Here is a 24326-nt window from a genome sequence, read left to right on the forward strand (position 1 = left end):
CTATTGTAGCAGAGTTGTTGCAGTGCCCACGTGGCGGAATTGGTAGACGCGCATGGTTCAGGTCCATGTGCCGCAAGGTGTGGGGGTTCGAGTCCCTCCGTGGGCACCAGAAGTTGTAGGGTTGGCGGGTTCCCCGCCGACGCGGAAGTAAAAGCAGTGTTGGCAGTAATACAGAAAACGCCCACGTGGCGGAATTGGTAGACGCGCATGGTTCAGGTCCATGTGCCGCGAGGTGTGGGGGTTCGAGTCCCTCCGTGGGCACCAACGTTTTCTGGCAGTAAGGTTGTTTCAGTGCCCACGTGGCGGAATTGGTAGACGCGCATGGTTCAGGTCCATGTGCCGCAAGGTGTGGGGGTTCGAGTCCCTCCGTGGGCACCAACATCTACCTGGTTGTAAAGTAGTATCGTAGTCGAGCAGCATCAGTGCCCACGTGGCGGAATTGGTAGACGCGCATGGTTCAGGTCCATGTGCCGCGAGGTGTGGGGGTTCGAGTCCCTCCGTGGGCACCAACATCTACCTGTAGTTTTCGGAACTTCAGTTCCGCAAAACGCCGTAGCCTTTGAAACAGGGTTACGGCGTTTTGCGTTAACCACCCTCTTTTCAATGCGCCGCCAGGTCGTCCAGGATCGGGCAATCCGACCGCGCATCGCCATGACACGACGCGGCCAGGCTTTCCAGCGTGCGGCGCATCGCTTCCATTTCCGCGATCTTGCGATTCAATTCGGCGATATGTGCCTGCGCCAGCGCGCGCACATCGGCGCTGGCCCGATGTTTATCTTCCCACAGCGCCAATAATCCCCTGATCTGGTCCAGCGAAAAACCGAGCGCGCGGCCACGATGAATGAATTGCAGCACCCGCACATCCTGTTCGCTGTACAACCGATAACCGGATTCGGTGCGGCGCGGTTCTTTCACCAGGCCGATCGATTCGTAGTGGCGGATCATCTTCGCCGTCACGCCCGAGGCGCGCGCGGCGTCGCCGATGTTCAGCTTGGGCACATGCTGCATGGGATACTCCTGTTGTTTCCAAACCCGAGCATACACCTTCCCACCGTGGGAAGCTCAAGCGGCGCTTGACTTGCAACCGAGAACGTCCGAGCATGGGGACCATGCAGATTCTTCGACCGGCCGCCCTTGCCGCGGCACTCGTCCTCTTCCTGTCCTCGGCCCTGGCCGCGCCGGCCCCCTATTACCAATGGCGCAGCAAGCTCACCGGCGAACTCGCCTGTTCCCAGACGCCGCTGGGCGAAGGCTGGGAAAAATCAAACGGCCCCTATCGGGACATGCGTTGCGAAAAACTCATTGTTGTTAAATAATGAAAGTGGAAGTCGCGGCATTGTGACAATGCTGTCCGCGACAATTCGTTCATAAATAACAGAGCATCCACTGAGGAGACACCATGTTTACCAGCCCGGAGCAGTTCGCAAACGCCACCAAGACCCTGTTCGACCTGCAAATGCAGACCTTCAACGCCCTGGCCGGCAAGACCGTCAAGGGCGTCGAGCAAGTCGTGGCGCTCAATATGAATGCGGCCAAGAGTTCGCTCGACACCACGATGGCCGCCGGCCGCAGCATGGCCGAGGCCGCGCAGGCCGGCAATCCGAAAGCCGCCTTCGACACCCTGGCCGCCCGCATGCAGCCGGCGGCCGGCGTTACCAATGCCGCCGAATACACGACCCAGCTCAAGGCCATCATCGACGAGATGCACGATGAATTCCGTGGCGCGGCTGACGCCCACGTGGCCGAGGCCAGGAACACCCTGTCGGCCCTGATCTATGACGTCACCCAGAACGTCAAGCCCGGCTCGGAAAACGCGGTCGAGATCATCAAGGCCGCGATCGAGAATGCCTTCAAGGGTTATGAGCAGGTGACCCAGGCCACGCGCCAGGCGGTGCAGACCGTCGAAGCGCAGTTCGATCGCGCCAGTTCGATGGTGACGCCAGGCGCTGCCAAGGCCGACAAGGCCGACTGATCGCCTCCCGACATCCGGCGTCACGGCGCCGGATGCTCGATTCCCAGCAAATCCTCCAGCCGCGTCAGCGAGGCGTCGTCCTTGATCACCGAACGCAGCCAGGCGTGCAGCGGCTGTTCGCCCCAGCGCGCGGCTTTCTCGGCCAGGTAGGCCACGGGGCTGTGCGGCTCGGTGCGGCGGAAGAACTCGGCGACGTGGCGCAGCTGGGCCAGTGCCTGGTCGCGATGCATTAGCTGCCCGTCGAGCCGCACCGGCAGCGCGAGCGTGGCGGCGCCGCTGCTGCCCGACACCGTGCCAGGCAGCGTCTGCACCGTTCCCGCGGGCGCGGCCGGCGTGAGAAAATCGACCGCGTCGCGCAAGGCCGCGCGTCCCAGGCTGTAGCCAGGGCCATCGGCGCCCAGCCGGGCGTCGACGACCCGCTCCAGCTCGTCCAGCGCCGCCAGGCAGGCTTCGCAATCGGCCAGCAGCGCCTGCACGAAGGCGGGTTTGGCGCGCGCGCGCACGGCGTCCAGCTCGGCCACCGCTTCCGGTCCCTTGGCGCGCGCCACGTCGCGGGCCTGCAGGGTCAGCGCGCCGCCCTCGGCCAGCGGCATTGTCTTGGCCAGCGGCGCGATGCGGCTCGCCAGCCACGCCAGGTTGCCGATGCGGCGCTCGAAGCCATCCTCGTCGGCCTGCGGGTGCAAGCCGTCCCAGTAGCGTTCGCACAGCGCCGCCACCAGTTTCATGCCATCGGCCAGGCCGCGCATGCCGCCGGTTTTGGCATTGGCCTCGGCCAGCCACACGGCCAGCTGCAAATCCTTGCTGCGCGCGGCCAGCAGAGTCGTGCAACGCTTGCCGACCAGCTTCCAGTCGGCTTCCTTGAGCGCCGTGACCCAGGCGCCCTGCTCCAGCGAAGGATCGTCGGCCAGGCGCGCGCGCGCGATCTCGTCGACCTCGGCCGAGAAGGCCAGGTCCTCGCCGCAGGGATGATCCGGCGCGATCGGCGCCAGCAAGGCTTCCATGTTCAGCATGCTGTGCTCCTTACGCCTGGGTCGGCTCGATCAGGTACTTGAACTTGCCGGCCTTGGTGGCGCCGACCTTCACGCGGGCGATGCCGCCGCCTTCGGCCATGCGGGCCAGCACGCTGTCCGCGATTTCCGGCAGCAAGGTGCCGTTCAAGACATTGTCGACGTTGCGCGCGCCGGAGTCGACCTCCGTGCAGCGCCGCAACACCGCATCCACCAGCGCCTCGTCGTACTCGAACCTGGCCCTGTGGTTGTCCAGCACCCGTGCGCCGATGCGGGCCAGCTTGAGGCGGATGATCTTGGCCAGCACCTCGTCTCCGATCGGGTAGAACGGCACCACCGCCAGGCGCCCAAGGAAGGCCGGCTTGAAATGCTTCATGAGCGCGGGCCGCAGCAGCTCCGACAGCTGCTCGGGCGTGGGCATCGATTCGGGCGGCTGGTTCAGGCACGCTCCCATCAACTGGCAAGACCCCGCGTTCGAGGTCAGGATGATGATCGTGTTGCGAAAATCGATCTGGCGTCCTTCGGCGTCGTCCATCACGCCCTTGTCGAACACCTGGAAGAACATCTCGAGCACGTCCGGGTGCGCCTTCTCGGCTTCGTCCAGCAGCACCACGCTGTACGGATTGCGGCGCACCGCCTCGGTCAGCACCCCGCCCTCGCCATAGCCGACATAGCCTGGCGGCGAACCCTTCAGGCCCGAGACGCTGTGCGCTTCCTGGTATTCGCTCATATTGATCGTGATGAGCTTGCGCTCGCCGCCATACAAGATATCGGCCAGCGCCAGCGCGGTCTCGGTCTTGCCCACGCCCGAGCTGCCGACGAACAGGAATACGCCCTTCGGCTTGTTCGGGTCGTCCAGGTTGGCGCGCGCGGTGCGCACGCGCTGGGCCACCACATTGCTGGCATGCTGCTGGCCGAGGATGCGCTCGTCGAGCATTGATTGGAGACCGACAACAGTGCGGATCTCGTCCTTGACCATGCGGCCCAACGGGATGCCGGTCCAGGCGGCGACGATCTCGGCCACCGTGTGGCCGTCGACCTGCACCGGCACCAGCGGTGCTTCTCCCTGCAGGCCGCGCAGTTTCTCGTTCAGCGCGCGCAAGTCCTTCACACCGCTCTCCATGCCCTGGCCATCGGCCGCTTCCAGCTCGCCGCGCAAGGCGCCGATCTGGCCGGCCAGGATCTGTTCTTGTTCCCAGCGCCGCTGCAGCATTTCCTGCTCGGCGGCGGCGCTGCCGCGCTGCAGGGCCAGGGCGGCCAGCACCTCGCCATGACTGGAAGGTGAGCTGAAACCCGCACTGGCGTCGCGGTTCAGGGCGCTGATGCGGGCATCGAAGCGCTCGATGCGGCGCGTGCAGTCTTCCAGCAGCGCCGGCGTGGCGCTCTGCCCCAGCGCTACCTTGGCGCAGGCCGTGTCCAGTACGCTGATCGCCTTGTCCGGCAACTGGCGGCCGCTGATATAGCGGTGCGACAGGCGCACCGCCTCGGTGATCGCATCGTCATAGACACGCACGCCGAAGTGTTTCTCCATCAGCGGTGCCATCGCGCGCAGCATGGCACTGGCCGTGTCTTCATCAGGCTCCTCGACCTTGATCACCTGGAAGCGCCGGGCCAGCGCGGCATCCTTCTCGAAATACTTCTTGTACTCGCCCCAGGTGGTGGCCGCGATCGTGCGCAGCTCGCCGCGCGCCAGCGCAGGTTTCAGCAGGTTGGCGGCGTCGTTCTGGCCGGCCGTGCCACCGGCGCCGATCATCGTGTGGGCCTCGTCGATGAACAGGATGATCGCGTGGGGGCTCTTCTTGACTTCGTCGATCACGTTCTTGAGGCGGTTCTCGAACTCGCCCTTCACGCTGGCGCCGGCCTGCAGCAGGCCCATGTCGAGCGTGTGGATCTCGACGCCTTTCAAGACATCCGGCACGTCGCCCTGGGCGATGCGCAGCGCCAGTCCTTCGACCACGGCGGTCTTGCCGACGCCGGCCTCGCCGGTCAGGATCGGGTTGTTCTGGCGGCGCCGCATCAGGATGTCGATCGTCTGCCGGATCTCCATATCGCGGCCGATTACCGGGTCGACCTTGCCGTCGCGCGCGCGCCCGGTCAGGCAGGTGGTGTACTGGTCGAGGGCTGGCGTGGCGCGGGTTGCGGCCCGGGTCAGTTCGGACGCTGCATCGGTCCCGGCCGCGGACATCTCCGGTTCCGCATCCTGGACCTCACTGGAACCGCGCGTCAGCCGCTCCAGGTCATGCTTGACGCGATCGAGCGGAAAGCGCGCGAACAGCGGCGAGGCACGCTGCGCCAGCTGGGCCAGCGACGGCTCGGTCAGCAGCGCCAGCAGCAGGTGGCTGCTGCGGATCAGGTTCGGCTGGCCCGTGCCAAGCGAGGCGATCAGCCAGGCATGCTCGAACAGCAGCGGCAGGTGGCGCGAAAACACCGGCGTGCGCGCGCTGCCGGTGGCGAAGCGCCCCACTTCGCGCCGCAGGTCGGCTTCCAGGCCGGTCAGGCTGATGTCGCACTGGCGCGCGATCGCCGCCAGGTCGCTGCCCGGCTGCTCGATCAGGCCCAGGAACAGGTGTTCGACGTCGACCTCGTACTGGCCCAGCCCCACGCAGATGCTGGCGGCGCGGGTGGCAGCGGCGCGGGTGGTGTCGTTCAGCTTGGAGATGAGCGTCTTGAGGTTGATGTCCATCGTGGCTCCTGATAATGGAAAGTACGCCTCAGCCGCGCGCGGGCCGGGCGGTTCGGTTGATCTCGTAGTGCAGCGACGACGGCTGCAGCACCGCATTGAAATTGACCGGCTCGAGCAGGCCGTCGACTGCCAGCCGCGCATGGATCGCGAAGTGCAGGCGGTTGACGTCGCCCGCCTCGGATTCGAGCACCACGCGCACCTCGGAAAGACGCGGCTCGTGCGCGGCGATCGCATCCTCGATGCTGGCGCAGACGGCGGCGCGGTCGACGCTACTGGTCAGGCAAAAGCCGGCGAAGTCGATCAGGCCGTAGTGCAGGATCGAGGCGCGCGCTTCCGGATAGCCGTCCAGGTGCGCGACATCGAGCGCGATGCGGGTATTGAGCAAGGCTTCGAGGTCGCGCGCGACGCTGTCCTTGAGCTGCTCGACGCCCAGCGCGGCGCCGGCAGCGCCGGCGTCGACCATCAGGCGGTCGAGCAGGCCCGGCGTGAAGCCTTTCATGGTGCCTCCCGGGGGATGTCAGGTGCGCAGCGGGCGCGACGCAAGATCGCGTCGCCGCCGCGCCAATGCAACGGCGAACGCCGCTCAGACGATCTTGTTAGCCGCCAGGTCCCAGCCGCCCGAGGTATTGCCGCCGGCGCCGCCGGTCACCTTCTGCTGGGTGTACTTCCACTTGATCTTCGAGAACTTCAGGCCGACCTGCTCCTGGATGATGCAGCCCTCGGACACGCTGGGGCTGATGCCGCCGATCAGGACGTTCTCGAGCTCGATCTCGAAATACTTGATGCGGTCTCCCTGGCCATCCGCGCGCATGAATTCGAGCCTGGCCTTGGGGATCGTCTTGCCGGCCGAGCAGGTCTGCAGCAGGATCGGCGACGCCAGGTCGGCCAGCTTGGTCAACGCGATCTCCTGGTGCTCGCAGCGCTCGGCCGTGTGGCCGCCGCCGGTGGACGCCGTGGCCGAGCGGGGCTGGGTCACGCCCCACGAGACCGCGGTGCACTCGATCCAGTCCTTGTGCTTGTCGTCCATCGATTCGCCCTTGATCCCGTCGATCTGCAGGTACACGTCAATTGCCATGTTCTACTCCAAGTAAGTTAAGAAGTGGTCTAGCTTTTGGTCGACTGCGGAAGCTCCGCGACCAAACGGAGCGAAACAGAGAGTTCATCGAGCTGGAAATGCGGCCGCAGGAAGGACACGGCGCGGTACACGCCGGGCCGGCCCGGCACCTCGGACACCTGCACGCTGGCTTCGCGCAGCGGGAACTGCGCCTTCTGGTCCTGGCTCGCGTTATCGTCGAGCAGGACGTACTGGGTCAGCCAGCGGTTCAGGTAATCCTCGACATTGGAGGCGGCGGCGAAGCTGCCGATCTTGTCGCGCATCATCGACTTCATGTAGTGGGCGATGCGCGAGACGGCGAAGATGTACTGCAGCTGCGACGACAGCACGGCGTTGGCGTTGGCCGCCTCGTTGTTGTACTTGCGCGCCTTCTGGGCCGACTGGGCCCCGAAGAAGGCCGCGTACGAGGTGTTCTTGCAGTGGACCAGCGAGATGAAACCAAGATCGGACAGCTCCTTCTCGCGGCGGTCGGTGATCGCGACCTCGGTCGGGCATTTCAGCGCCACCTCGCCTTCGTCGGTCTTGAAGGTGTGGGTCGGCAGGTTCTCGACCAGGCCGCCGCCCTCGACGCCGCGGATCGCCGCACACCAGCCGTAGTCCTCGAAGGCGCGCGTCAGGCGCGCGCCGAAGGCATAGGCCGCGTTACACCACAGGTATTTGGAATGGTCGCTGCCGTCCACGTCCTCGACGTAGTTGAAGCCCTCGGTCGTCATGCCGTCGGCCGGGTGGTAAGGCAGGCGGCCCAAGAAGCGCGGCAGGCAGAGGCCAACGTAGCGCGAATCCTCGGACTCCCTGAATGCCTTCCACTTGGCGTATTCGACGGTGTCGAATACCTTGGCCAGGTCGCGCGGCTTGCCCAGGTCGCCGAAGCCCTCGACCCCGAACAGCTCCGGGCTGCTCGACGTGATGAAGGGCGCATGGCTGGCGGCGGCCACGTGCGACATCTGCTCAAGGAAATAGATGTCTTCTGGCTGGCGCGAGATCTCGAAGTCGCCGATCAGGGTGCCGTAGGGCGCACCGCCGAAGGTGCCGAATTCTTCTTCGTAGATCTTCTTGAACATCGTGCTCTGGTCGAACTCCATGGCCGACTGGAAGTCCTTGACCAGTTCGCGCTTGCTGGCATTGAGCATGCGGATCTGCAGGTTGGCGCCCGTGGTGCTGTTCTTCACCAGGTAATTCAGGCCAGTCCAGCTGCGCTCGAGCTTCTGGAACTCGGGAGCATGCATCACGGCCGAGAGCTGATCGGAGATCATCCGGTCCAGTTCCGCCAGGCGCGCATCGATGGTGGCCGACAGGTTGGACGAGATCACCATCGTCCCCTGCATCACCTGGGTCACCAGTTCCGAGATCAGGTCGCGCGCGCGTTCGTGCTCGCTGCTCGAGGCGGCCACGCGGCTTTCCTCGACGATCTGGTCGAGCAGCGAAGCATCGAGCTCGGGAACGGCCGCCGCGGCCTTGGTGGTTTCGAGTACCGCCGCCATCTCACTCCTCCCTTTCGTTGTCGCCGCGTGCTTTGCGCAGGCTGTCGAGCTTTTCGGTATTGCCCAGCACCTCGGTCAGGATGTCCTCGAGCTTGTCGTTGCCGGCCAGCTTGTTGCGCAGGTCGGCCAGCTTGGTGCGCGCTTCCAGCAGGCCGGCCAGCGGTGCCACCTGGCGCACCACCGATTCGGGCCGGAAGTCGTCCATCTCGCGAAATTGCAGCTGCACCCCGAACTGGCCGCCTTCAGGCGACAGGTGGTTGTCGACCTTGAAGGCGACGCTCGGCGCGACGGCGCCCAGCACCTCGTCGAAATTGCCGGCATCGACGTTGACGAACTTGCGGTCTTTCAGGCGCTTCTTCTCGGCCGTCGGATCGGCGCCGAAGTCGCCGACCACGCCGACCACGAAGGGCAGTTCCTTGTTCTCGATCGCATCGCCGATCTCGACGTCATAGGTCATCTGCACGCGCGGCGCGCGCACCTTCTGCAAGCGTTTTTGTACGCTTTCACTCTTGGCCATGGCGACTCCGTTAAGGGTGGATTACTTCAGTACGTCGAAAGGACTGGCGCTGCTGGCCGCCGGCCGTGCCGGCGCCGCCACCGCGCTCTGGCTCGGGGTGCGGCGGGTCGCCGCCGCCGGCCGCGTGGCGGGACGCGCATTGACCAGCACCTCTTCGCCCAGGCTGGTGCGCAGCAGCTTGGCCAGGTCTTGCGCTTCGCTGCGCACCGACCCTTGCAGATTGTTCTTGCGGGTCAGGTCGGCCAGCGCCTTGCTGGCCACGCGCAGGCCGCTCACCGCCAGGATGCTGTAGGCCAGCGTATCGTCGGGATCGCGCGCCAGCGCTTCCTGGGCGCTGCTGATGGCGTCGCCGTACTGGGTGGCGTCGAAGCGGATCTGGGCCATGCGTACCCAGGGCTTCTTGTCCACCGGGTGCGCTCTGCTCGCGTCCTTGAGCAGGGTCACGGCTTTTTCGCTTTGCCCGGCCGCGAGCGCGGCATCGGCTTCGGCGTAGATATTCTCGGACACGGCGGCGCGCTTGGCGCTCGCGTTCGTGCCATCGGTGGCGCACCCGGCCAGGGCGGCGACTCCGACCAGCAGGGGTAACAGGCGTTTGCGGAACATGCTCGGCTCTCCAGTGGGTGGACAAGCCCCCATTATTCGCATCGCGCTTGCCGAGAAGTTGTGCACTGTCAATGAAAAGCGAGTTCAGCCGGAGACCGTTGGATGTCGCTTGCGTTTGCGCCCGCTCAGCGCGCCTCGTCGCGGATGGGGTTCAATCCAACGCTGATGCGATAGAACAATTGCGAGGAGAACGGCGATGAGGATGTCTTACCGAGTCGTGGCAGGTGCACTGGCGGCGTTGCTGGCAGGCTGCGGCGGCGCGGCGCTGGCGCCACTGGCCAGCGCGGCCCTGGAAGCGGCCGGCTTGCGCAAGCCGGCCGAACTGCCCGAATCACAAAAACCCCCACGCAATGTGCCACTCAAGCTGCATGCCGCCACGCGCCTGAACGTGAACGCCAGCGGCCAGCCGCTGGCCCTCGCCGTGCGCCTGTACAAGCTGCGCCAGAAGGATGCCTTCGAAGGCGCGCCCTACGCCACCTTCCTCGATCCGCGGCTGGAACGCGAAAGCCTGGGCGCCGACCTGGTCGAGGTGCGCGAAATCATGCTGGTGCCGGGCCAGCGCTATGAGATCACCGAGAAAGTGGCGCGCGAAGCCGGCCACCTGGGCATCGTGGCCCTGTACCACACCCCGGCCGCGGGACGCTGGCGCACGTCGGTAAGCAGCCTGGACGCCGAAAAGGATGGCCTGAGCATCGGCCTGCGCGATGAGCGTCGGATCTGCAAGGGTGGAAGCAACGGCAGCGCTGGCCTCTGTGCGCTGTCAATAGTCGTTCGTAACTTTCCTGCAAGCTGATTCTTTCAGAAACGTCGAGGAGGCAATGTGAGCATGCCATCCAAGGTCTTATGGGGCGAGGGATTGTTCTTGCGGCCCCAGCATTTCCAGCAACAGGACCGCTACCACGAGGCGCGCCTGAACCAGACCGCCTGCGCCATGCACCCGTATTGCTGGGGCGTGCGCAAGCTGGCGGTCGACCTCGACGCGCTGCGCAGCGACATCCTGCGCATCGACGAGCTGTCGCTGCTGTTCCCGGACGGCGAGGTGGTGCGCGCGCCGGGCGATGACGTGCTGCCGCCGCAGGTGCGCCTGGGCGACCTGCCGCCGGCGCTGCAGACCGTCACCTACCACGCCGCCCTGCCGGCGCTGCGCACGCATGGCGACAACTGCGCCAATGGCCTCGACAGCCTCGAGACCATCGACGTGCGCTTCGGGCGCCATGAGCGCGAGACCCAGGACCTGTACACCCAGGCCGCCGACGCCCCGGTAACCTACCTGCGCAAGGCGCTGCGCCTGGTGGCCGACAGCGAGCCGCTCGAGGCGTACGAGAGCTTTCCGCTGCTGCGCCTGCGCCGCGTGGCCACCGGCGGCTTCGAGCTAGATCCCGGCTTCATCCCGCCCAGCATGTCGATCGACGCGGTCGGCAGCCCCGGCGCCGGCCTGTATGTCGGCCTGGCGCGGCTGATGGAAAAGCTGCTGGCCAAGGTCGGCGCACTGTACGGCGACCTGCGCGAGCCGAGCCGCAACGTGGTCGAGATCCGCGGCGGCGACGTCTCGTCGTTCTGGCTGCTGCACACGGCCAGCGCCGGCTACGCGGCGCTGGCCCACTACCTGCACCACCGCGAGCTGCACCCCGAGCGCCTGTACGGCGCGATGCTCGAACTGGCCGGCGGCCTGATGACCTATTCGCGCAGCTACCGGCTCGAAGACCTGCCCTCCTATGTCCACGCCGATCCCGGCCCGCAGTTCGCGCGGCTGGACGGCATCATCCGCGACCTCCTGGACACCGTGATCTCATCCCGCTACTTCACCATCGCCCTGCACAAGGACCGCCCGTCCTACTACCTCGGCGCGCTCGACTCTGGCCGCATCAATGGCCAGACCACCCTGTATCTGGCGGTGGCGGCCGACATGCCGGCGCTGCGCCTGGTCGAGGCGGTGCCGCTGCAGTTCAAGGTCGGCGCCCCCGAAGACGTCGACAAGTTCGTGCTGTCGGCGCTGCCCGGCGTGAAGCTGGTGCACGCGCCGCAGGTGCCGAGCGCGATTCCGGTGCGGCCCGATACCTATTACTTCGTGCTCGAGAACCGTGGCGCGCTGTACGAGGCGATGCTCAAGGCCCAGTCGATCTCGGTCTACGTGCCGAATGGCGTGCGCGAACTGCGCCTCGAACTGATCGCGGTGTCGGCATGAGCGCCTTCGTCGAGCGCCGCGCCGCGCGACGAGGCGAGGATGGAAAACTCGCCAACCGCCGCCAGCGGCTGGTGGACATCATGTACGAAGGATTCCATGCGCTGTTCCTGCTCAAGAACGGCTGCGGTCCGCAGGACAAGGGCGCCTTCGCCGACAATATGACGGCCTTCCTGGCCGACGTCGACCGCAGCGCCAAGGCGCTCGGCATCGCGGCCGAGGACGTGACGGCGGCCAAGTATGCCTACTGCTCGGCGGTGGACGAGATCATCCTGCGCTCGTCGTACGAGGTGCGCGAAGCCTGGGAAACCCGGCCGTTGCAGCTGCGCGTGTTCGGCGACCAGCTGGCCGGCGAGCACTTCTTCCACCGGCTGGAAGACTTGCGCGCGAAGGGGGCGCAGCAGGTCGAAGCGCTCGAGGTCTTCCATATGTGCCTGCTGTTGGGTTTCCAGGGCCGCTACGCGCTGGACGGCAAGGACAAGCTGGACTACCTGGTGGCGCGCCTCGGCGACGAGATCGCGCGCATGCGCGGCCGCACGCGCGGCTTCGCGCCGCACGCCGAGCGGCCCGACCAGGTGGTCAACCGCTTGCGGAGCGACCTCTCGCTGTGGGTGCTGGCGGCGGTGTTCACGCTGGCGGGGATGGGCGCCTACCTGGGCTTCCGGACCGTGCTGGGCAACGAATCCGAAGTCGCGCTGGCGCACTACAACGACCTGGTCAAGCTGCCGCCGAAGGCGGCACATGTGACCATCACGCTGCCATAGAGATGGGAGAGTCCCGGGCCGACATGGCCCGGGGCGCGATGCCCTACTGGATCACCTTGAACTCGATCCGCCGGTTGCGGGCCTTGCCTTCCGGCGTGCGGTTGTCGGCCACCGGCCGGTCCGGGCCCTCGCCCGACACCGCGATCGATTCTTCCGCAATGCCCTGGCCCACCACATAGGACTTGACCGCCTCGGCGCGCGCCTGGCTCAGCGACAGGTTGCCGGCGCGCGAGCCGGCGTCGTCGGTGTGGCCGATCACCTCGACCTTGACGCCATCGAGCTTCTTGAGCGCCGCCGTCATCCCGTCCAGCACCTCGGTGCCGGCCGGGGTGAGTGTGGCCTTGCCCGACTCGAATTCGATGATGCGGTCGGCCAGCGCCGCGTCCAGCACGCTTTGCTGGGACACGGTCACCCGCAGGCCGTTGTTGACCGTATAGGTCGGATTGAGCCTGGCCGCGATCTCGCCGGCGATCTGCTGGCGCTGGGCCTCGCTGGCCACGTCGCCCCGCAGGCTGACACTATTGCCCTCGACTTTCAGCTGGCCGCCCTTCACCAGCCGCAGGTTGGGTCCGATCAGGCTGCCGACGTAGTTGTTCCAGTTGGCCGGCGTCGACACGGTGCCGACCGACAGCTGGTCGACCACCCGCGGCGCGCCATAGACGGCGCGCAGTCGCTCGAGCAGAGCGGCCTTGGTGGCTTCGTCGGCGACCATGCCGCTGACCATGACCGGGGCCTCGGTGGCGGGTGGCGTCTGCGCTGCCGCCGGAAAGCCGGCGGCCAGCCCGAGCAACAGGCAAAGGATGCGAGGTTTCACGTCAGGCTCCAATGAAGGTCTTCATGAACAGGTCGCGCGCCAGCGACAACGGCAGGTCGGGCTGGGCCAGGTGGCTCGACAGCTGGCGCACGTCGGCGTCGAACTGCAGCTGTTCGTCGATCCAGGCCGTGTCCAGCAAGCGCACATGGAGCTCGGCGCCGACCAGCGGATCGATCACCGCGCGCAGGGTCTCGGCCAGCGCCGCGCAAAAACCCACCACCAGCACCGGTTTCTCTTCCTGGCGCGTGATGAACAGCGCCAGGTCGAACTGCGCGCGGCGCAAGAAAGGCGCGATCAATTCGAGCCAGAAGCCGGCGACGGAAAAGCGCGCCGACGCATCCTGCGGCAGCGGCAGCACCAGGCTTTTGTGCAGCTCGGTCGGCTGGCTGTGCATCACCGGCTGCAGCAGCAAGCCCAGCGCCAGTACCAGGCGCGCCGCGCCACAGCGATCGAGCAAGGAATCGAGCGACGCGATCGTACCCTGCTCCATCCAGCGCGCCAGCCCCCCTTCGTCTCCCAGCCCGATGGCGCTGTCGGCGATCGCCTGCAGGTAGGCCGCCGGATCGCCCTCGCCCAGCACCTTGGGGCAGATCTCTTCCAAAAACACCCATAGCGGCGCAAAAGCCAGCGGACAGCGGGCGACGAAGGCCGCCGGATCGTTCACCGCCAGCGTGCGGGTGGCAAGGAAGGGAAAACGCCGCCCCGACTGGTCGTGGCTGGCCAGCAGGTGGCCGGCCACCGCGTGATGGCGCGCCGGCCCGACCAGGGCAAAGCTGACCGGCGCCATCGCGTCGTAATGAAAGCGCCAGCGCGCGTCCGACGGCAGCAGCGTCATCACCTGGGCCAGCCAGGCGTCGAGCATGCCGATCGCGGCCGGGTCGTGGGCCAGCTTGACGAAGTCGGCGCGGGCCGGCACCTTGCCGAAGTAGCCGATGCGGTCCGCGCGCATCATTGCGCTCCCGCGCTGGCCAGCGCCGGCGCCCCGCCTTGGGCTGGCTCGTGGCGGCCGACGATGGCCGGCGGCAGGCGCAGGCCGCGGAAGCCCTGGGCCTGGCCTTGGGCCCCGCCCGTCGATTGCGGGCTGCTGACGATCTTCAGGTCGACCGCCACCGACACGTTCTGCGCCGACCAGCGCAGCTCGAACACGCCGCCATCCTTGCGCTTGCGCTGCGCCGCCTCGAACAGGCGCTGCAGGCCGAACTGGCCGGGCTGGTTGAACAGTTCGACCGTGCGGCCGTCGAAGGTCACCGCCGAGACCCTTGCCCCTGAGACGCCTTGCGGCCCCGGATGGACCATATTGCTCCAGGTGGGCGGCGTGTTCCGGTAGCGCAGCTGCTGGCCGTCGATCTCGAGCGTGTATTCGAGCGTGCCGGGCGCGCTCAGGGGCAGCACCTGGAACACCGTCTGGGCCGCGCCGCTGGCGGCCACGCCATTGTTCGACAGCGGCGCCACCCAGCCCGGGAAGGCGGCCACCGCCTGCGGCGCCAGCGAGATGCCGATGTCGGCCCAGGTGCGCGCCGCCAGCACGTCGCCGCGCCGCACCACCAGCGGTCCCATCGAGGTATTGACGAACCTGGCCACCGCGCCTTCCGGACCGAACACCTGGCCGATCTCGCCCGGCGTGGCTTCGACGCTGGAATCCTGGGTGAACGGGTACTTGGTCGCCAGCGTGCGGGAAAACGGCTCGACCACCTGCGCCTGCCAGGTCTTGTTGATCTCGGCCTCGGACGGCAGCACGATCATGGCGAAGGTCTGGGTCAGCGGGCGCACCAGCAACGGACGCAGCGCCCCTTTCTGGCTGTCGCTCATCCCGGTCAGCATCTGCTCGTCGACGTAGCGCAGCGCGTCGGCCAGCTCGGAGCCGCTGCCTTCCAGCGTCTGCTGCATGAACTGCTTGGCGCCAGGGCCGGGATCGCCCTGGTTCTTCAGCGCGTTCAAGCGCGTGCGCAGGCGCGACAGGGCGTCGAGGTAGCCGGTCATCAGCGACGCTTCCTTTTCCCTGGCGCCGACCAGGCGCGCCACGCCGGCGAATTCGCGGCCGATCGGGCCAGCGCCCTGTTGTTGCTGGGCCAGCAGCTGGCTTGGGTCGACCGTGTCGGCCAGGGTGCGCGCGTCAGACGGCGCACGGCGCAGGATCACCTGCTTGACCCACTCGATCACGCCGCGCTCGGTCTTGCCGACCGGCGCACGCAGCCCGCCCGGATTGTCCCAGGCCGTCTCTTCGTAGATCGTGCGCAGCAGCTTGGCGATTGGCGAGGCCTGCGGGTCGCCCAGGCGGTTCATGGCCTGCACGCTGGCGTCGAAGCCGCGCAGGTCGGCGATCGCCACGCCCTGCACGAACCTGGTCCACTCGCGCGCGTAGTCGGCTTTATACAGATCGATCAGCGCCTTCTGGATCTGCTCCGGGCTGCCTTCCAGGGTCAGATCGTCGCGCGCCGTGGTCTTGAGCACCCAATCGACCGTGTTCAGCTCCTTGTTGGACGCATCGCGGATCGCGCCGAGCACGAACTTGTCCCAGGCCGCGCGGGTGAAGGCGCCGCTGACGGCGTGGCTGCCGGCCACCAGCGCCGCATCCTGCTCGCCGACGATGCGCGCCACCGTGACCGCCGGGAAGCGCGTGGCGGCGCGGGTCTTGATGTCGGCAAACACGCGCTCGCGCGCCGGCGTGCCGCGCACCACCCGCCGCAGGTGTTCGCGCGTGGTGTCGAGCAGCCCCAGCTTGGTGGCGACCTGCGGCCAGGCCGGATCGTTGATATGGGCCAGGTGGAAGGTCATCAGGCGCTCGGCGCTGCGAATCATCTGCTCGCGCGGCATGCTGCCGCGGTTCGCTTCCAGCCAGCCGCGCCAGTAGCGGGTCAGCTGGTCGTTCAGGTGGCCCGGCTCGGCATGCGCCTTATTGCCCAGCATCAGATAGGTCTTAAGCGCGTTATAGGCATCGCCGACATTGGTGGGCGACGCATGCTGGTAGGGCTGGCCCGGTTTCGCGGCCGGGGTGGCCACCTGGCTCGATGGATCGAGGCCGGCCGCGTTATTGTTCACCTCCGCCAGCATGGTCTCCAGCGCGCCGGTGACCGGTTCCACCATCACCGCGCGTACCCCGGCGAAGTATTCGTCGCGCAGTTTGCGCGCCAGGACCTCGCCCTGGTACAGGCCGAAGCCCAGCGCCCACGGCTTGTCGTCGGCATAGCGCTCGAGCTGCTCGATGCGATCTTGCAGGATGTCGAGCGCCTCCAGGCGCGACTGCAGGTCGATGCGCCCTAGCTGCAGTTTCTTGACCTTGTCGAGGTCCGACTGCACATTGGCGACCAGTTGGCGGTTGCCCATATACGACCACGACCAGCCGCCCATCGCGCATCCGAGCAGGATGGTGGCGGCGAAGAAGGCGCCCAGCTTCCAGCGCGCCGCCGCGGGATTCGTGTAGCGCTTGACCAGATCGCGGTCGGCGAAGATCACCTTGCGGAACAGCTCGAGCAGAAAGTATCCCGACTGCGCGCCGGCCTGCTCGGCCTCACCACCCTTCTTCTCTTGCAGCGCCAGGTCGAAGCGGCTGGCCACGCGCCGGCTCGACAGGTCTTGCACGCTGCCTTCCTGCAGCGCGCTGGTGAAATAAAAGCCGCGGAACACGGGCTTGAACTGGTAGGTGTTTTCTTCGAACAGAGTGGCAAGAAAGGCCCGCAGCGGGGTGCGGATCGCGGCGAACTCCAGCGGGAAGGTGAACACGCCGGAACGCATCGCCGTGCTGCGGTTGGCGCCCATGCCGGCCAGGCTCATTTCCTTCAGGCCGTCGACCAGCTCGTCGAAGTGTTCGTCGAAGAAGGCCAGCACGTCCTGCGGCGCGCTGCGCCGGTTGTAGCGCAGCGTCGCGCCCCAGATGCGCTCGCGCTCGGCCTGCTCGCTGTCGTGGAAAAAGTCGAGGAAGCCGGCCACCAGGTCGGCCTTGGTAAAGATGACGTAGACCGGCGCATGCACGCCCAGGCGCTCAGTCAGTTCCTGCACCCGGGTGCGCAGGTTCTTTGCCAGTTCGTGCGAGGCGGTGGCCGGGCCGGCCACCAGCTCGGCCACGCTGACGGCGATCAGGATGCCGTTGATCGGCGCGCGCTGGCGGTGCCGCTTGAGCAGGTCGAGGAAGCCGAACCACTCGGCGCGGTCGTCATCCTGCATCGAATAGCGCCCGGCGGTGTCGAGCAGGATGCCGTCGGTGGTAAAGAACCAGTCGCAGTTGCGGGTGCCGCCCACGCCCTGCAAGGCCTTGTTGCCGGGGATCGGGAACGTCAGGCCCGAACGCACGATGGCGCTGCTCTTGCCGGCCGCCGGGTTCCCGATGATCATATACCAGGGCAGCTCGTACAAGGCCGCCGCGCCGCGCATCAGGCCCAGCTTGGAGCTCTTGATGGTGCCGACCGCCTCCAGCAGGTGTTTGCGCAACACCGCAATATCTTCCTTACCCCCAGCGTCCTTGCCGCCCTCGTCCCTGGCGCCGACGGTGGCGATGGCGGTGGCCAGCTTGCGCGCCTTGCGCGCACGCCAGGCGCGCCGCACCATCCACCAGATGCCCCAGCAGGCCAGCAAGGCCAGGCCGCCGATCGCGGCCCACACGATGCCGACGCCGAGCAGGCCGGCGCCGATTACCAGGATGGCCGCCAGCGCGGCGAGACCGATCGCGGCCAGCACGCGGCTATCGGTCAGGAATTTCCAGAGTCGGGCCATGGCGGGGTCTCTTGTAGAAAAAGCTCACAGGAAATGGTCGCACGGGCAAACGGCACGCTGCTTGACTCTGCGCAATGCGGCCAAAATCCGAAAAACTGCGCAACAATGACGTGATCGGCTCTTCAGCGCTGCATCACGCCGCGCATCCGCAATTCGATATGGCCGAAATCCATCATCTTCCAGCGCCCGCCCCAGGTCAGGCCCAGCGATTCGGCCACCTGGCCGTACAGCTCATAGCCGCGCATGGCCCAGGGATCTTTCTCCGAAATCACTAGCTTGCCGTCGCGCAAGAAGGCGCAATCGGCCGCCAACCCATACTGGTGCCAGCTCTGGAAGGCGCGCGCATTGGTGACGTGGCCGCCGGCCGCCGCCAGCTCGTCCTGGCGCGCCGGGCTGCGATAGCCTTCGAGCAGCGCCATCTCGTAGCCGTGCTGTTCCTTCATGATCTTGAACGCCAGCAGCAGGCGCTGGCTGAAATCGGGATGCAGCAAGCCCCAGTTACGGCTGGCATTGACCAGCATCGGCCGCACCAGTTCGACCTCCGCCGTGGTGAATGCGCCGGGCGGCAGCGCCACCGGCGGCACCAGTTGCTCGCCAGCCAATAGCGCCGCCACCTGCTCGTCGGGCAAGGCGGCACTGCCCTCGTACACCGGCAGCATCGATGGATTGCTCAGGGCCAGCGCCAGCAGCGACGGGATCAGCACCGCCGGCGCGCCGATCGCCAGCAGCACCCGGTGGCGGCGCAGGCCTTGCACCACCCGCTCGCGGAGCGACAACGCCACGCTGTCGCGCATGGCTTCGGCAGCGCGCGTCCGGGCGTGGCGCCAGGCGCCGGCACGGTCGGCCAGGCCGCGCACGGCATGGACGCCGCGCGACACCAATGCGCGTCCGCTTGGAAAAAGAACAAGCCAAGCCAGGCCGGATGCAAGACAAACGTACAGAAGGGCGATAAAGATCAGCATCGGACTCCCCAGGATTGTTTCTAATCAGAACAGGAGAAGCCAATCTTAGGAGTAATGTCGTGCGTCCATCAGACGAAAATCAAGACAACCGCATGCATGCCCATCTGCGCCCCAACCTGATGTCGTCGTCGCGCCGCGCCGGCCATGAAGACAGCATACTTGCCAAGCTCGAGCGAGAGCCAGCGCGGCGCAAGGGCGTCGGCAATGGCCCGCGCCTGGCCTGGTATGGGACGGCGGCCATGGTCGCGCTGGGATTGACGGCGACCCTGGCCTGGCTGGCGGCCGGCACCGGCCCGGCGCCGCTCGCGATGGCCCGCTCCGATGACGCCCCTCCCGCTGCGGCCAGCGCCCCGCCGGCGCCGCTCGAGACGGCCCTGATCGTCGACGCAGCGCCGGAAGCTGCCGTGGCGCCGCCGCCGGCGCCGGTTCTCCCGCTGCGGCTGCTCGAACCGGCTCCGGTGCAAGTCGATCCGGCCAAGGTGACGCCACCCGTGGCAAAGGCGGCCCCGCCGCGGCGTGTGGAACCGCGCGCCGCGCCGCCGGCACGTGCCCGCGCCCAGGCGGCGCGCCCGGCGCCGCGCCAGGCTACCCGCACGGCGCGCACGGTCAACCCCGCGCGCGCCGGCGAGACGCCTGACGATAGCGACGTCGCGCTGATCTCGGCCGTGATCTACCACGCCAACGGCCACGCCGCGCCCGACGACGTCGAAGCGCCCGCCGCCTGCGGCGACGAGTCTTGCCGCGTGCGTCCTTCTCGCTAGGACCGTTGTAAAAACGTCCGCGCCTGGATGCGGCGCGGGCAAACTGCCGGGCAACCGGGGCCGGAAAGCGCTATACTGTATATAAGCACAGGTAGGCGTTTCGGTCATGATCAGGGTGTTGGAAAACGAGTTTTATTATCTGGATAACTTCCAGCGCGTCCTCGATTGGATCGGCGCCCGCTATGGCGACCTGCTCGACGACGGCGAACGCGCCTTCCTGGCCGCCTTTCCCGCCCTGCCGCACAATGCGCGCGCCCTGTTCGTACGCATGGTCATGCGCAAGGGCAATCTATTCCGCGCCAGCAAACTGGCGTATGCAGAAATCGGCTGCCCGATCGATGCCGCCGGGCACCTGCTCGGCACCGGCTGGATCGAGGCCGACCCCAAGCTCACGCTTGACGAATTGTTCGACCTGCTATCCAAGCCCGAACTCGCCGACGCCTTCGGCGCGCAGTTGCAGCGCAAGACCGCGCGCAAGGAAGAACAGCTCGACGCCCTGCGCGCCGTGTTTCCCGAGGCGCGGCGCTTTTCCGGCTGGCATCCGGCCTGTCCCGATGTCGCCTGGCGCATCCTGGTCAAGCCGCTGTGCGACCGCCTGCGCCTGGTCTTCTTCGGCAACCTGCACCAGGGATGGACCGATTTCGTGCTGTCCGACCTGGGCCTGTTCCGCTACGAGACCGTCGATATCTCGCCCGCCTCGCGCGGATTCCGCCGGCGCGCCGACGTCGACCACTACCTGCAGCTGCATGCCTGCCGCGAGCGCTTCGCCGCCGGCGAAGACGTCGACGATGTCATGCGCGACCTGCCGCTGCACGCCTTCGACAACGACTGGCTCGAAAGCCGGCGCGAAAAGCTCGTGTTCCACATCGGACAGCACTACGAAAAGCTGAAGGACTGGGATGGCGCCTACGCCGCCTATGCGCGCTGCCGTTTTCCCGGCGCGCGGGCGCGCGCGATCCGGGTTCTTGAAAAACACGAGCGCTTCGACCAGGCCCACGCCCTGCTGACCCTCGCCCAGGCCGAACCCGAGAACGAGGCCGAGCGCCAGCACCTGTCCCGCATCGCGCCACGACTGGCGCGCCGCCTGGGCCATCCGCGCCTGGCCGCGCGCGGCAAGACGGCGGTCGACCGCATCGAGCTGAGCCTGGCGCCGCCAAACGGCGAGCGCTGGGTCGAGGGCGCCGTGCGCGGCCACCTCCACCGCGATGAAGCGCCCGTGTTCTACGTCGAGAACGCGCTGGCCAATTCCCTGTTCGGCCTCTTGTGCTGGCGCGCCGTGTTCGCGGCGATTCCGGGCGCCTTCTTCCACCCCTTCCACCGCGGCCCGGCCGACCTGCACAGCGCCGACTTCCACCAGCGCCGGCAACAGGAATTCACCGCCTGCCTGGCGGAGCTGGACAGCGGCAGCTACCGCGACACGATCCGCCGCAACTACCGGGAAAAGGCCGGCCTGCAGTCGCCGTTCGTGCACTGGGATGGCATCACGCCCGATGTCATCGAGCTGGCCCTGGCCTGCATCCCACCCGCCCACCTGCGCAGGTGGTGCGAGCGCATCCTGGCCGACGTCAAGGAAAACCGCACCGGCTTTCCCGACCTGATCCAGTTCTGGCCGGGCGAAGGCCGCTACCTGATGATCGAAGTGAAGGGCCCCGGCGACCGCCTGCAGGACAACCAGCTGCGCTGGATCGACTACTGCGCCGCGCATGGCATGCCGGTATCGGTGTGCTACCTGCAGTGGCTCGAATCCGACATGGCGGCATAAGCACACGTGAGCTACACCATCGCCGTACGTGCCCTGTGCGAGTTCACCGCCAAGCAGGGTGACCTCGACCTGCGCTTTACTCCCTCTCCCAGCGCCCAGGAAGGCATCGCCGGCCACGCCGTGGTGGCCGGCCGCCGCGGCGACGGCTACCGCAGCGAGGTCGCGCTGTCGGGCCAGTGGAACGAGCTGCATGTGCGCGGCCGCGCCGACGGCTACGACGCCAATGAAAACCTGATCGAAGAGGTCAAGACCCATCGCGGCCGTGTCGACGCCATTCCCGACAACCACCGCCACCTGCACTGGGCCCAGCTGCGCGTCTACGGCCACCTGATGTGCCAGGAGCAGGGCATGGACGCGGTCAAGCTGGCGCTGGTCTACTACGACATCGTCAGCGGCGTAGAAACCGTGCTGCGCGAGACCCGCGACAGTGCCTGGCTGCGCGCGCACTTCGAGCAGCTGTGCGAACGCTTTTCGCACTGGGCCGCCAGCGAAGCGGCCCACCGCGCGGCGCGCGACGCCGCCCTTGGCGAATTGCGCTTCCCGCACGCCGACTTTCGTCCCGGCCAGCGCCAGCTCGCCGAGGGCATCTACCGCGCCAACGCCAGCGGACGCTGCCTGCTGGCCCAGGCCCCGACCGGCATCGGCAAGACCGTGGGCAGCCTGTTCCCGGTGCTCAAGGCCATGCCGCGCGAGAAGCTGGACAAGGTATTCTTCCTGGCCGCCAAGACGCCGGGCCGGCGCCTGGCGCTCGATGGCGCCGCGACCTTATGCGCGGCCAGCCAGGCGCCGCTGCGGGTGCTGGAACTGACCGCGCGCGACAAGGCCTGCGAGCATCCCGACAAGGAGTGCCATGGCGAATCCTGTCCGCTGGCGCGCGGCTTCTACGACCGCCTGCCGGCCGCGCGCGTGGCCGCGGCCGCGGTGCCGGTGCTGGACCGCGACGCGCTGCGCGAAGTCGCGCTGGCACATGAGGTCTGCCCCTACTACCTGGGCACCGAGATGGCACGCTGGGCCGACATGATCGTCGGCGACTACAATTATTATTTCGACGGCAGCGCCATGCTGTACGCGCTCGCGCTGAACAACGGCTGGAAGACCAGCGTACTGGTCGACGAGGCCCACAACCTGGTCGGCCGCGCGCGCTCGATGTACAGCACCGAACTCGATCGCGAACAGCTGCGCCTGGCGCGCGCCGCTGCGCCGCCGGCCATCAAGAAGGCATTGGAGCGCGTCGGCCGCGCCTGGACCGCGGTCGACAAGACGGCGCCGGCGCCGTACCAGCTATTGGAAAAGATCCCGTCCAGGCTGGTCGACACGCTGCAGGAAGCAGGTAGCGCCATCAACGAACACCTGGCCGCCTTCCCCGGCCCGCTCGAGCCCGACCTGCAGCGCTTTTACTTTGGCGCGATGCAGTTCGTGCGCCTGGCAGAATCGTTCGGGCCGCACTCGCTGTGCGACCTCCAGCGCGACGCCGACCGCCCCACCCTGCGCGATTCGACCATCTGCATCCGCAATGTGGTGCCGGGGCCCTTCCTCGGCCCGCGCTTTGCGGCCACGCATTCGAGCACCCTGTTCTCGGCCACGCTCGGTCCCTGGCATTACTGCCTCGATACGCTCGGCATGCCGGAAGACACGGCCTGGATCGAGGTCGAGTCGCCGTTTCGCGCCAGCCAGCTCGAGGTCCATGTCGCGCATGGGATTTCGACCCGCTACCAGCGGCGCGCCGCCTCGGTGCAGCCGATCGCCGAACTGATCGCGCGCCAGTACCGCGAACGGCCCGGCAACTACCTGGCCTTCTTCAGCAGCTTCGATTATCTCGACCAGGTGGCGCAGGCGCTGGCGCGGCTGGACCCGGGCATTCCGGCCTGGCGCCAGGAACGGCGCATGAGCGAGCACGAACGGCAAGGCTTCATCGACCGCTTCGCCATTGGCGGCGCGGGCGTCGGCTTCGCCGTGCTGGGCGGCGCCTTCGGCGAAGGCGTCGACCTGCCGGGCGAGCGCCTGATCGGCGCCTTCGTGGCCACCCTCGGCCTGCCCCAGGTCAATCCCGTCAACGAGCAGTTGCGCGAGCGGATGCAGGACTTGTTCGGCGCAGGCTACGACTACACCTATCTGTATCCGGGCATCCAAAAGGTGGTGCAGGCGGCCGGCCGCGTGATCCGCACCGAGCAGGATCGCGGCGTGGTGTGGCTGATCGACGACCGCTTCGCCCAGCCTGGCATCCGGGCCCTGATGCCAGCCTGGTGGGAACTCGAATCGCGGCAAAATTCACGTTAAGAGTTCGCGCACCTTCTGGTAACCGCTGCGGCTGATGGGAAGCTTCGCTCCGCCCTTGAGCACCGCGCAATGATTATCCTTGCTGACCGGCTCGATGCGCTCGACCGCGCCGACATTGACGATATACGAGCGGTGGATGCGCACGAACACGGCGCCATCGAGCTGCGCTTCGAGTTCCGACAGGCGCTGGTGCTTCAGGTAGGCCTTGCCGCCGGCGCAGACCTGCACATAGTCGTCCTGGGCCTCGATATAATCGATGCTGCCAACGGCGACCACGTGCACGCGGGCGCCGTCGCGGATCAGGATGCGCTCGAGCGGCTGCTGGCGCGCCTGCGCCTCCTTTACCACCGCCTCGATCCGGGCCGGCTGCGGCGCGCGCAGGCGCACCTGGGCTAGCGCCTCGGCCAGGCGCTCGCGCGAAAACGGCTTGAGCAGGTAGTCGACCGCATGCACCTCGAAGGCGCGCAGCGCGAACTGGTCATAGGCGGTGGCGAAGACATAGTGCGGCTTGCTGCCGGCCAGCTCCACTACCTCGAAGCCGTCCAGCTTGGGCATCTGGATGTCCAGCAAGACCAGATCCGGTGCATGTTCGGCGATCGCCTTCACCGCCTCGAAACCGTTGGCGCACTCGCCCACGATCTCGACATCCGGGTGCGCCGCCAGGTATTCGCGCAGCAGCGCGCGCGCCAGGTGTTCGTCGTCCACGATCAGGGTTCGCAT

Annotated in this window: 21 protein-coding genes and 4 tRNA genes; 12 read left to right on the forward strand and 13 right to left on the reverse strand. The window is 67.2% G+C overall.

Going from position 1 to position 24326, the window contains the following annotated elements; all coding sequences use genetic code 11:
• Positions 1-24 precede the first annotated feature (24 nt).
• The 4 genes from E8M83_RS02725 to E8M83_RS02740 all read left to right on the forward strand — a co-directional run bounded on the left by E8M83_RS02725 (position 25) and on the right by E8M83_RS02740 (position 509).
• Positions 25-109: transfer RNA gene (locus E8M83_RS02725), tRNA-Leu, on the forward strand.
• Positions 110-179: 70 nt separating this feature from the next.
• Positions 180-264, forward strand: a tRNA-Leu gene (locus E8M83_RS02730).
• A gap of 29 nt (positions 265-293) precedes the next feature.
• Positions 294-378, forward strand: a tRNA-Leu gene (locus tag E8M83_RS02735).
• A 46-nt stretch (positions 379-424) separates the two neighbouring features.
• Positions 425-509: transfer RNA gene (locus E8M83_RS02740), tRNA-Leu, on the forward strand.
• Positions 510-600: 91 nt separating this feature from the next.
• Here the strand turns inward: E8M83_RS02740 and cueR are convergent.
• Complete coding sequence (gene cueR / locus E8M83_RS02745) at positions 601-1008, reverse strand: Cu(I)-responsive transcriptional regulator (RefSeq protein ID WP_137171863.1); 408 nt, start codon at positions 1006-1008, stop codon at positions 601-603.
• Positions 1009-1109: 101 nt separating this feature from the next.
• On the opposite strand from cueR, the gene E8M83_RS02750 reads away from it, so the two are divergent.
• Together E8M83_RS02750 and phaP are read left to right on the forward strand one after the other, a co-directional pair.
• Positions 1110-1316, forward strand: coding sequence for a hypothetical protein (locus E8M83_RS02750; RefSeq protein ID WP_137171864.1), 207 nt, complete (start codon positions 1110-1112; stop codon positions 1314-1316).
• 83 nt (positions 1317-1399) lie between these two features.
• Positions 1400-1972, forward strand: a complete 573-nt coding sequence (gene phaP, locus E8M83_RS02755; RefSeq protein ID WP_137171865.1) for a TIGR01841 family phasin — start codon at positions 1400-1402, stop codon at positions 1970-1972.
• A gap of 20 nt (positions 1973-1992) precedes the next feature.
• On the opposite strand, the gene tssA is transcribed toward phaP, so the two are convergent.
• From tssA to E8M83_RS02790, 7 genes are all read right to left on the reverse strand, one after another.
• A complete protein-coding gene (gene tssA, locus E8M83_RS02760; protein ID WP_137171866.1) occupies positions 1993-2982 on the reverse strand; it encodes a type VI secretion system protein TssA in 990 nt (329 codons plus the stop codon).
• Positions 2983-2992: 10 nt separating this feature from the next.
• Positions 2993-5662, reverse strand: a complete 2670-nt coding sequence (gene tssH / locus E8M83_RS02765; protein WP_137171867.1) for a type VI secretion system ATPase TssH — start codon at positions 5660-5662, stop codon at positions 2993-2995.
• 28 nt (positions 5663-5690) lie between these two features.
• Complete coding sequence (tssE, locus tag E8M83_RS02770; protein WP_137171868.1) at positions 5691-6161, reverse strand: type VI secretion system baseplate subunit TssE; 471 nt, start codon at positions 6159-6161, stop codon at positions 5691-5693.
• Positions 6162-6245: 84 nt separating this feature from the next.
• Entirely contained in the window at positions 6246-6737 is a 492-nt protein-coding gene (locus E8M83_RS02775) for a type VI secretion system tube protein Hcp (protein WP_137171869.1), read from the reverse strand.
• A 29-nt stretch (positions 6738-6766) separates the two neighbouring features.
• Positions 6767-8257, reverse strand: a complete 1491-nt coding sequence (tssC, locus tag E8M83_RS02780) for a type VI secretion system contractile sheath large subunit (RefSeq protein WP_137171870.1) — start codon at positions 8255-8257, stop codon at positions 6767-6769.
• Position 8258: 1 nt separating this feature from the next.
• Positions 8259-8774, reverse strand: coding sequence for a type VI secretion system contractile sheath small subunit (gene tssB / locus E8M83_RS02785; protein WP_137171871.1), 516 nt, complete (start codon positions 8772-8774; stop codon positions 8259-8261).
• A gap of 21 nt (positions 8775-8795) precedes the next feature.
• Positions 8796-9377: a M48 family metallopeptidase gene (locus E8M83_RS02790; protein WP_137171872.1), complete on the reverse strand. Its 582-nt coding sequence runs from the start codon at positions 9375-9377 to the stop codon at positions 8796-8798.
• Positions 9378-9579: 202 nt separating this feature from the next.
• Between E8M83_RS02790 and tssJ the strand changes: the two genes are divergently transcribed.
• The 3 genes from tssJ to icmH are packed head-to-tail and all read left to right on the forward strand — an operon-like array spanning position 9580 to position 12323.
• Entirely contained in the window at positions 9580-10170 is a 591-nt protein-coding gene (gene tssJ / locus E8M83_RS02795) for a type VI secretion system lipoprotein TssJ (protein WP_229491395.1), read from the forward strand.
• 27 nt (positions 10171-10197) lie between these two features.
• Positions 10198-11562 carry a type VI secretion system baseplate subunit TssK gene (gene tssK, locus E8M83_RS02800; RefSeq protein ID WP_206077420.1) on the forward strand — a complete coding sequence of 455 codons (1365 nt, stop codon included), beginning with the start codon at positions 10198-10200 and terminating at the stop codon, positions 11560-11562.
• Positions 11559-12323 carry a type IVB secretion system protein IcmH/DotU gene (gene icmH / locus E8M83_RS02805; protein ID WP_137171873.1) on the forward strand — a complete coding sequence of 255 codons (765 nt, stop codon included), beginning with the start codon at positions 11559-11561 and terminating at the stop codon, positions 12321-12323. Before tssK ends, icmH begins: the two co-directional genes overlap by 4 nt.
• Before the next feature lie 43 nt (positions 12324-12366).
• On the opposite strand, the gene E8M83_RS02810 is transcribed toward icmH, so the two are convergent.
• From E8M83_RS02810 to E8M83_RS02825, 4 genes are all read right to left on the reverse strand, one after another.
• Positions 12367-13137 (reverse strand): OmpA family protein, encoded by a 771-nt coding sequence (locus E8M83_RS02810; protein WP_137171874.1) that lies wholly within the window; start codon positions 13135-13137, stop codon positions 12367-12369.
• Between the two features lies 1 nt (position 13138).
• Positions 13139-14089 (reverse strand): type VI secretion system-associated protein TagF, encoded by a 951-nt coding sequence (gene tagF / locus E8M83_RS02815; RefSeq protein ID WP_229491396.1) that lies wholly within the window; start codon positions 14087-14089, stop codon positions 13139-13141.
• Positions 14086-17844: a type VI secretion system membrane subunit TssM gene (gene tssM / locus E8M83_RS02820; RefSeq protein ID WP_137171875.1), complete on the reverse strand. Its 3759-nt coding sequence runs from the start codon at positions 17842-17844 to the stop codon at positions 14086-14088. The genes tagF and tssM overlap by 4 nt, the downstream gene beginning before the upstream one ends.
• 122 nt (positions 17845-17966) lie before the next feature.
• Entirely contained in the window at positions 17967-18806 is an 840-nt protein-coding gene (locus E8M83_RS02825; protein ID WP_170976666.1) for a M15 family metallopeptidase, read from the reverse strand.
• A gap of 92 nt (positions 18807-18898) precedes the next feature.
• Here E8M83_RS02825 and E8M83_RS02830 point away from each other — a divergent pair, with 92 nt between their 5' ends.
• The 3 genes from E8M83_RS02830 to E8M83_RS02840 all read left to right on the forward strand — a co-directional run bounded on the left by E8M83_RS02830 (position 18899) and on the right by E8M83_RS02840 (position 23606).
• Complete coding sequence (locus E8M83_RS02830; protein WP_170976667.1) at positions 18899-19567, forward strand: hypothetical protein; 669 nt, start codon at positions 18899-18901, stop codon at positions 19565-19567.
• Between the two features lie 106 nt (positions 19568-19673).
• A complete protein-coding gene (locus tag E8M83_RS02835) occupies positions 19674-21329 on the forward strand; it encodes a VRR-NUC domain-containing protein (protein WP_137171878.1) in 1656 nt (551 codons plus the stop codon).
• 6 nt (positions 21330-21335) lie between these two features.
• Positions 21336-23606: an ATP-dependent DNA helicase gene (locus E8M83_RS02840; RefSeq protein WP_137171879.1), complete on the forward strand. Its 2271-nt coding sequence runs from the start codon at positions 21336-21338 to the stop codon at positions 23604-23606.
• Here the strand turns inward: E8M83_RS02840 and E8M83_RS02845 are convergent.
• Positions 23598-24326, reverse strand: a complete 729-nt coding sequence (locus E8M83_RS02845) for a LytTR family DNA-binding domain-containing protein (RefSeq protein ID WP_137171880.1) — start codon at positions 24324-24326, stop codon at positions 23598-23600. The genes E8M83_RS02840 and E8M83_RS02845 overlap by 9 nt on opposite strands.

This window comes from Massilia sp. HP4 (assembly GCF_005222695.1).
Lineage (GTDB): Bacteria > Pseudomonadota > Gammaproteobacteria > Burkholderiales > Burkholderiaceae_D > Telluria.

Bases quoted from the DNA above. Each gene is read 5' to 3' on its own strand.
- E8M83_RS02790 (WP_137171872.1), bottom strand. From the start codon at position 9,377: ATGTTCCGCAAACGCCTGTTACCCCTGCTGGTCGGAGTCGCCGCCCTG.
- E8M83_RS02825 (WP_170976666.1), bottom strand. From the start codon at position 18,806: ATGCTGATCTTTATCGCCCTTCTGTACGTTTGTCTTGCATCCGGCCTG.
- phaP (WP_137171865.1), top strand. From the start codon at position 1,400: ATGTTTACCAGCCCGGAGCAGTTCGCAAACGCCACCAAGACCCTGTTC.
- E8M83_RS02775 (WP_137171869.1), bottom strand. From the start codon at position 6,737: ATGGCAATTGACGTGTACCTGCAGATCGACGGGATCAAGGGCGAATCG.
- tssA (WP_137171866.1), bottom strand. From the start codon at position 2,982: ATGCTGAACATGGAAGCCTTGCTGGCGCCGATCGCGCCGGATCATCCC.
- icmH (WP_137171873.1), top strand. From the start codon at position 11,559: ATGAGCGCCTTCGTCGAGCGCCGCGCCGCGCGACGAGGCGAGGATGGA.
- tssH (WP_137171867.1), bottom strand. From the start codon at position 5,662: ATGGACATCAACCTCAAGACGCTCATCTCCAAGCTGAACGACACCACC.
- E8M83_RS02835 (WP_137171878.1), top strand. From the start codon at position 19,674: ATGATCAGGGTGTTGGAAAACGAGTTTTATTATCTGGATAACTTCCAG.
- E8M83_RS02830 (WP_170976667.1), top strand. From the start codon at position 18,899: ATGCATGCCCATCTGCGCCCCAACCTGATGTCGTCGTCGCGCCGCGCC.
- cueR (WP_137171863.1), bottom strand. From the start codon at position 1,008: ATGCAGCATGTGCCCAAGCTGAACATCGGCGACGCCGCGCGCGCCTCG.
- tssC (WP_137171870.1), bottom strand. From the start codon at position 8,257: ATGGCGGCGGTACTCGAAACCACCAAGGCCGCGGCGGCCGTTCCCGAG.
- tssJ (WP_229491395.1), top strand. From the start codon at position 9,580: ATGTCTTACCGAGTCGTGGCAGGTGCACTGGCGGCGTTGCTGGCAGGC.
- tagF (WP_229491396.1), bottom strand. From the start codon at position 14,089: ATGATGCGCGCGGACCGCATCGGCTACTTCGGCAAGGTGCCGGCCCGC.
- E8M83_RS02750 (WP_137171864.1), top strand. From the start codon at position 1,110: ATGCAGATTCTTCGACCGGCCGCCCTTGCCGCGGCACTCGTCCTCTTC.
- tssB (WP_137171871.1), bottom strand. From the start codon at position 8,774: ATGGCCAAGAGTGAAAGCGTACAAAAACGCTTGCAGAAGGTGCGCGCG.
- tssM (WP_137171875.1), bottom strand. From the start codon at position 17,844: ATGGCCCGACTCTGGAAATTCCTGACCGATAGCCGCGTGCTGGCCGCG.
- E8M83_RS02845 (WP_137171880.1), bottom strand. From the start codon at position 24,326: ATGCGAACCCTGATCGTGGACGACGAACACCTGGCGCGCGCGCTGCTG.
- tssE (WP_137171868.1), bottom strand. From the start codon at position 6,161: ATGAAAGGCTTCACGCCGGGCCTGCTCGACCGCCTGATGGTCGACGCC.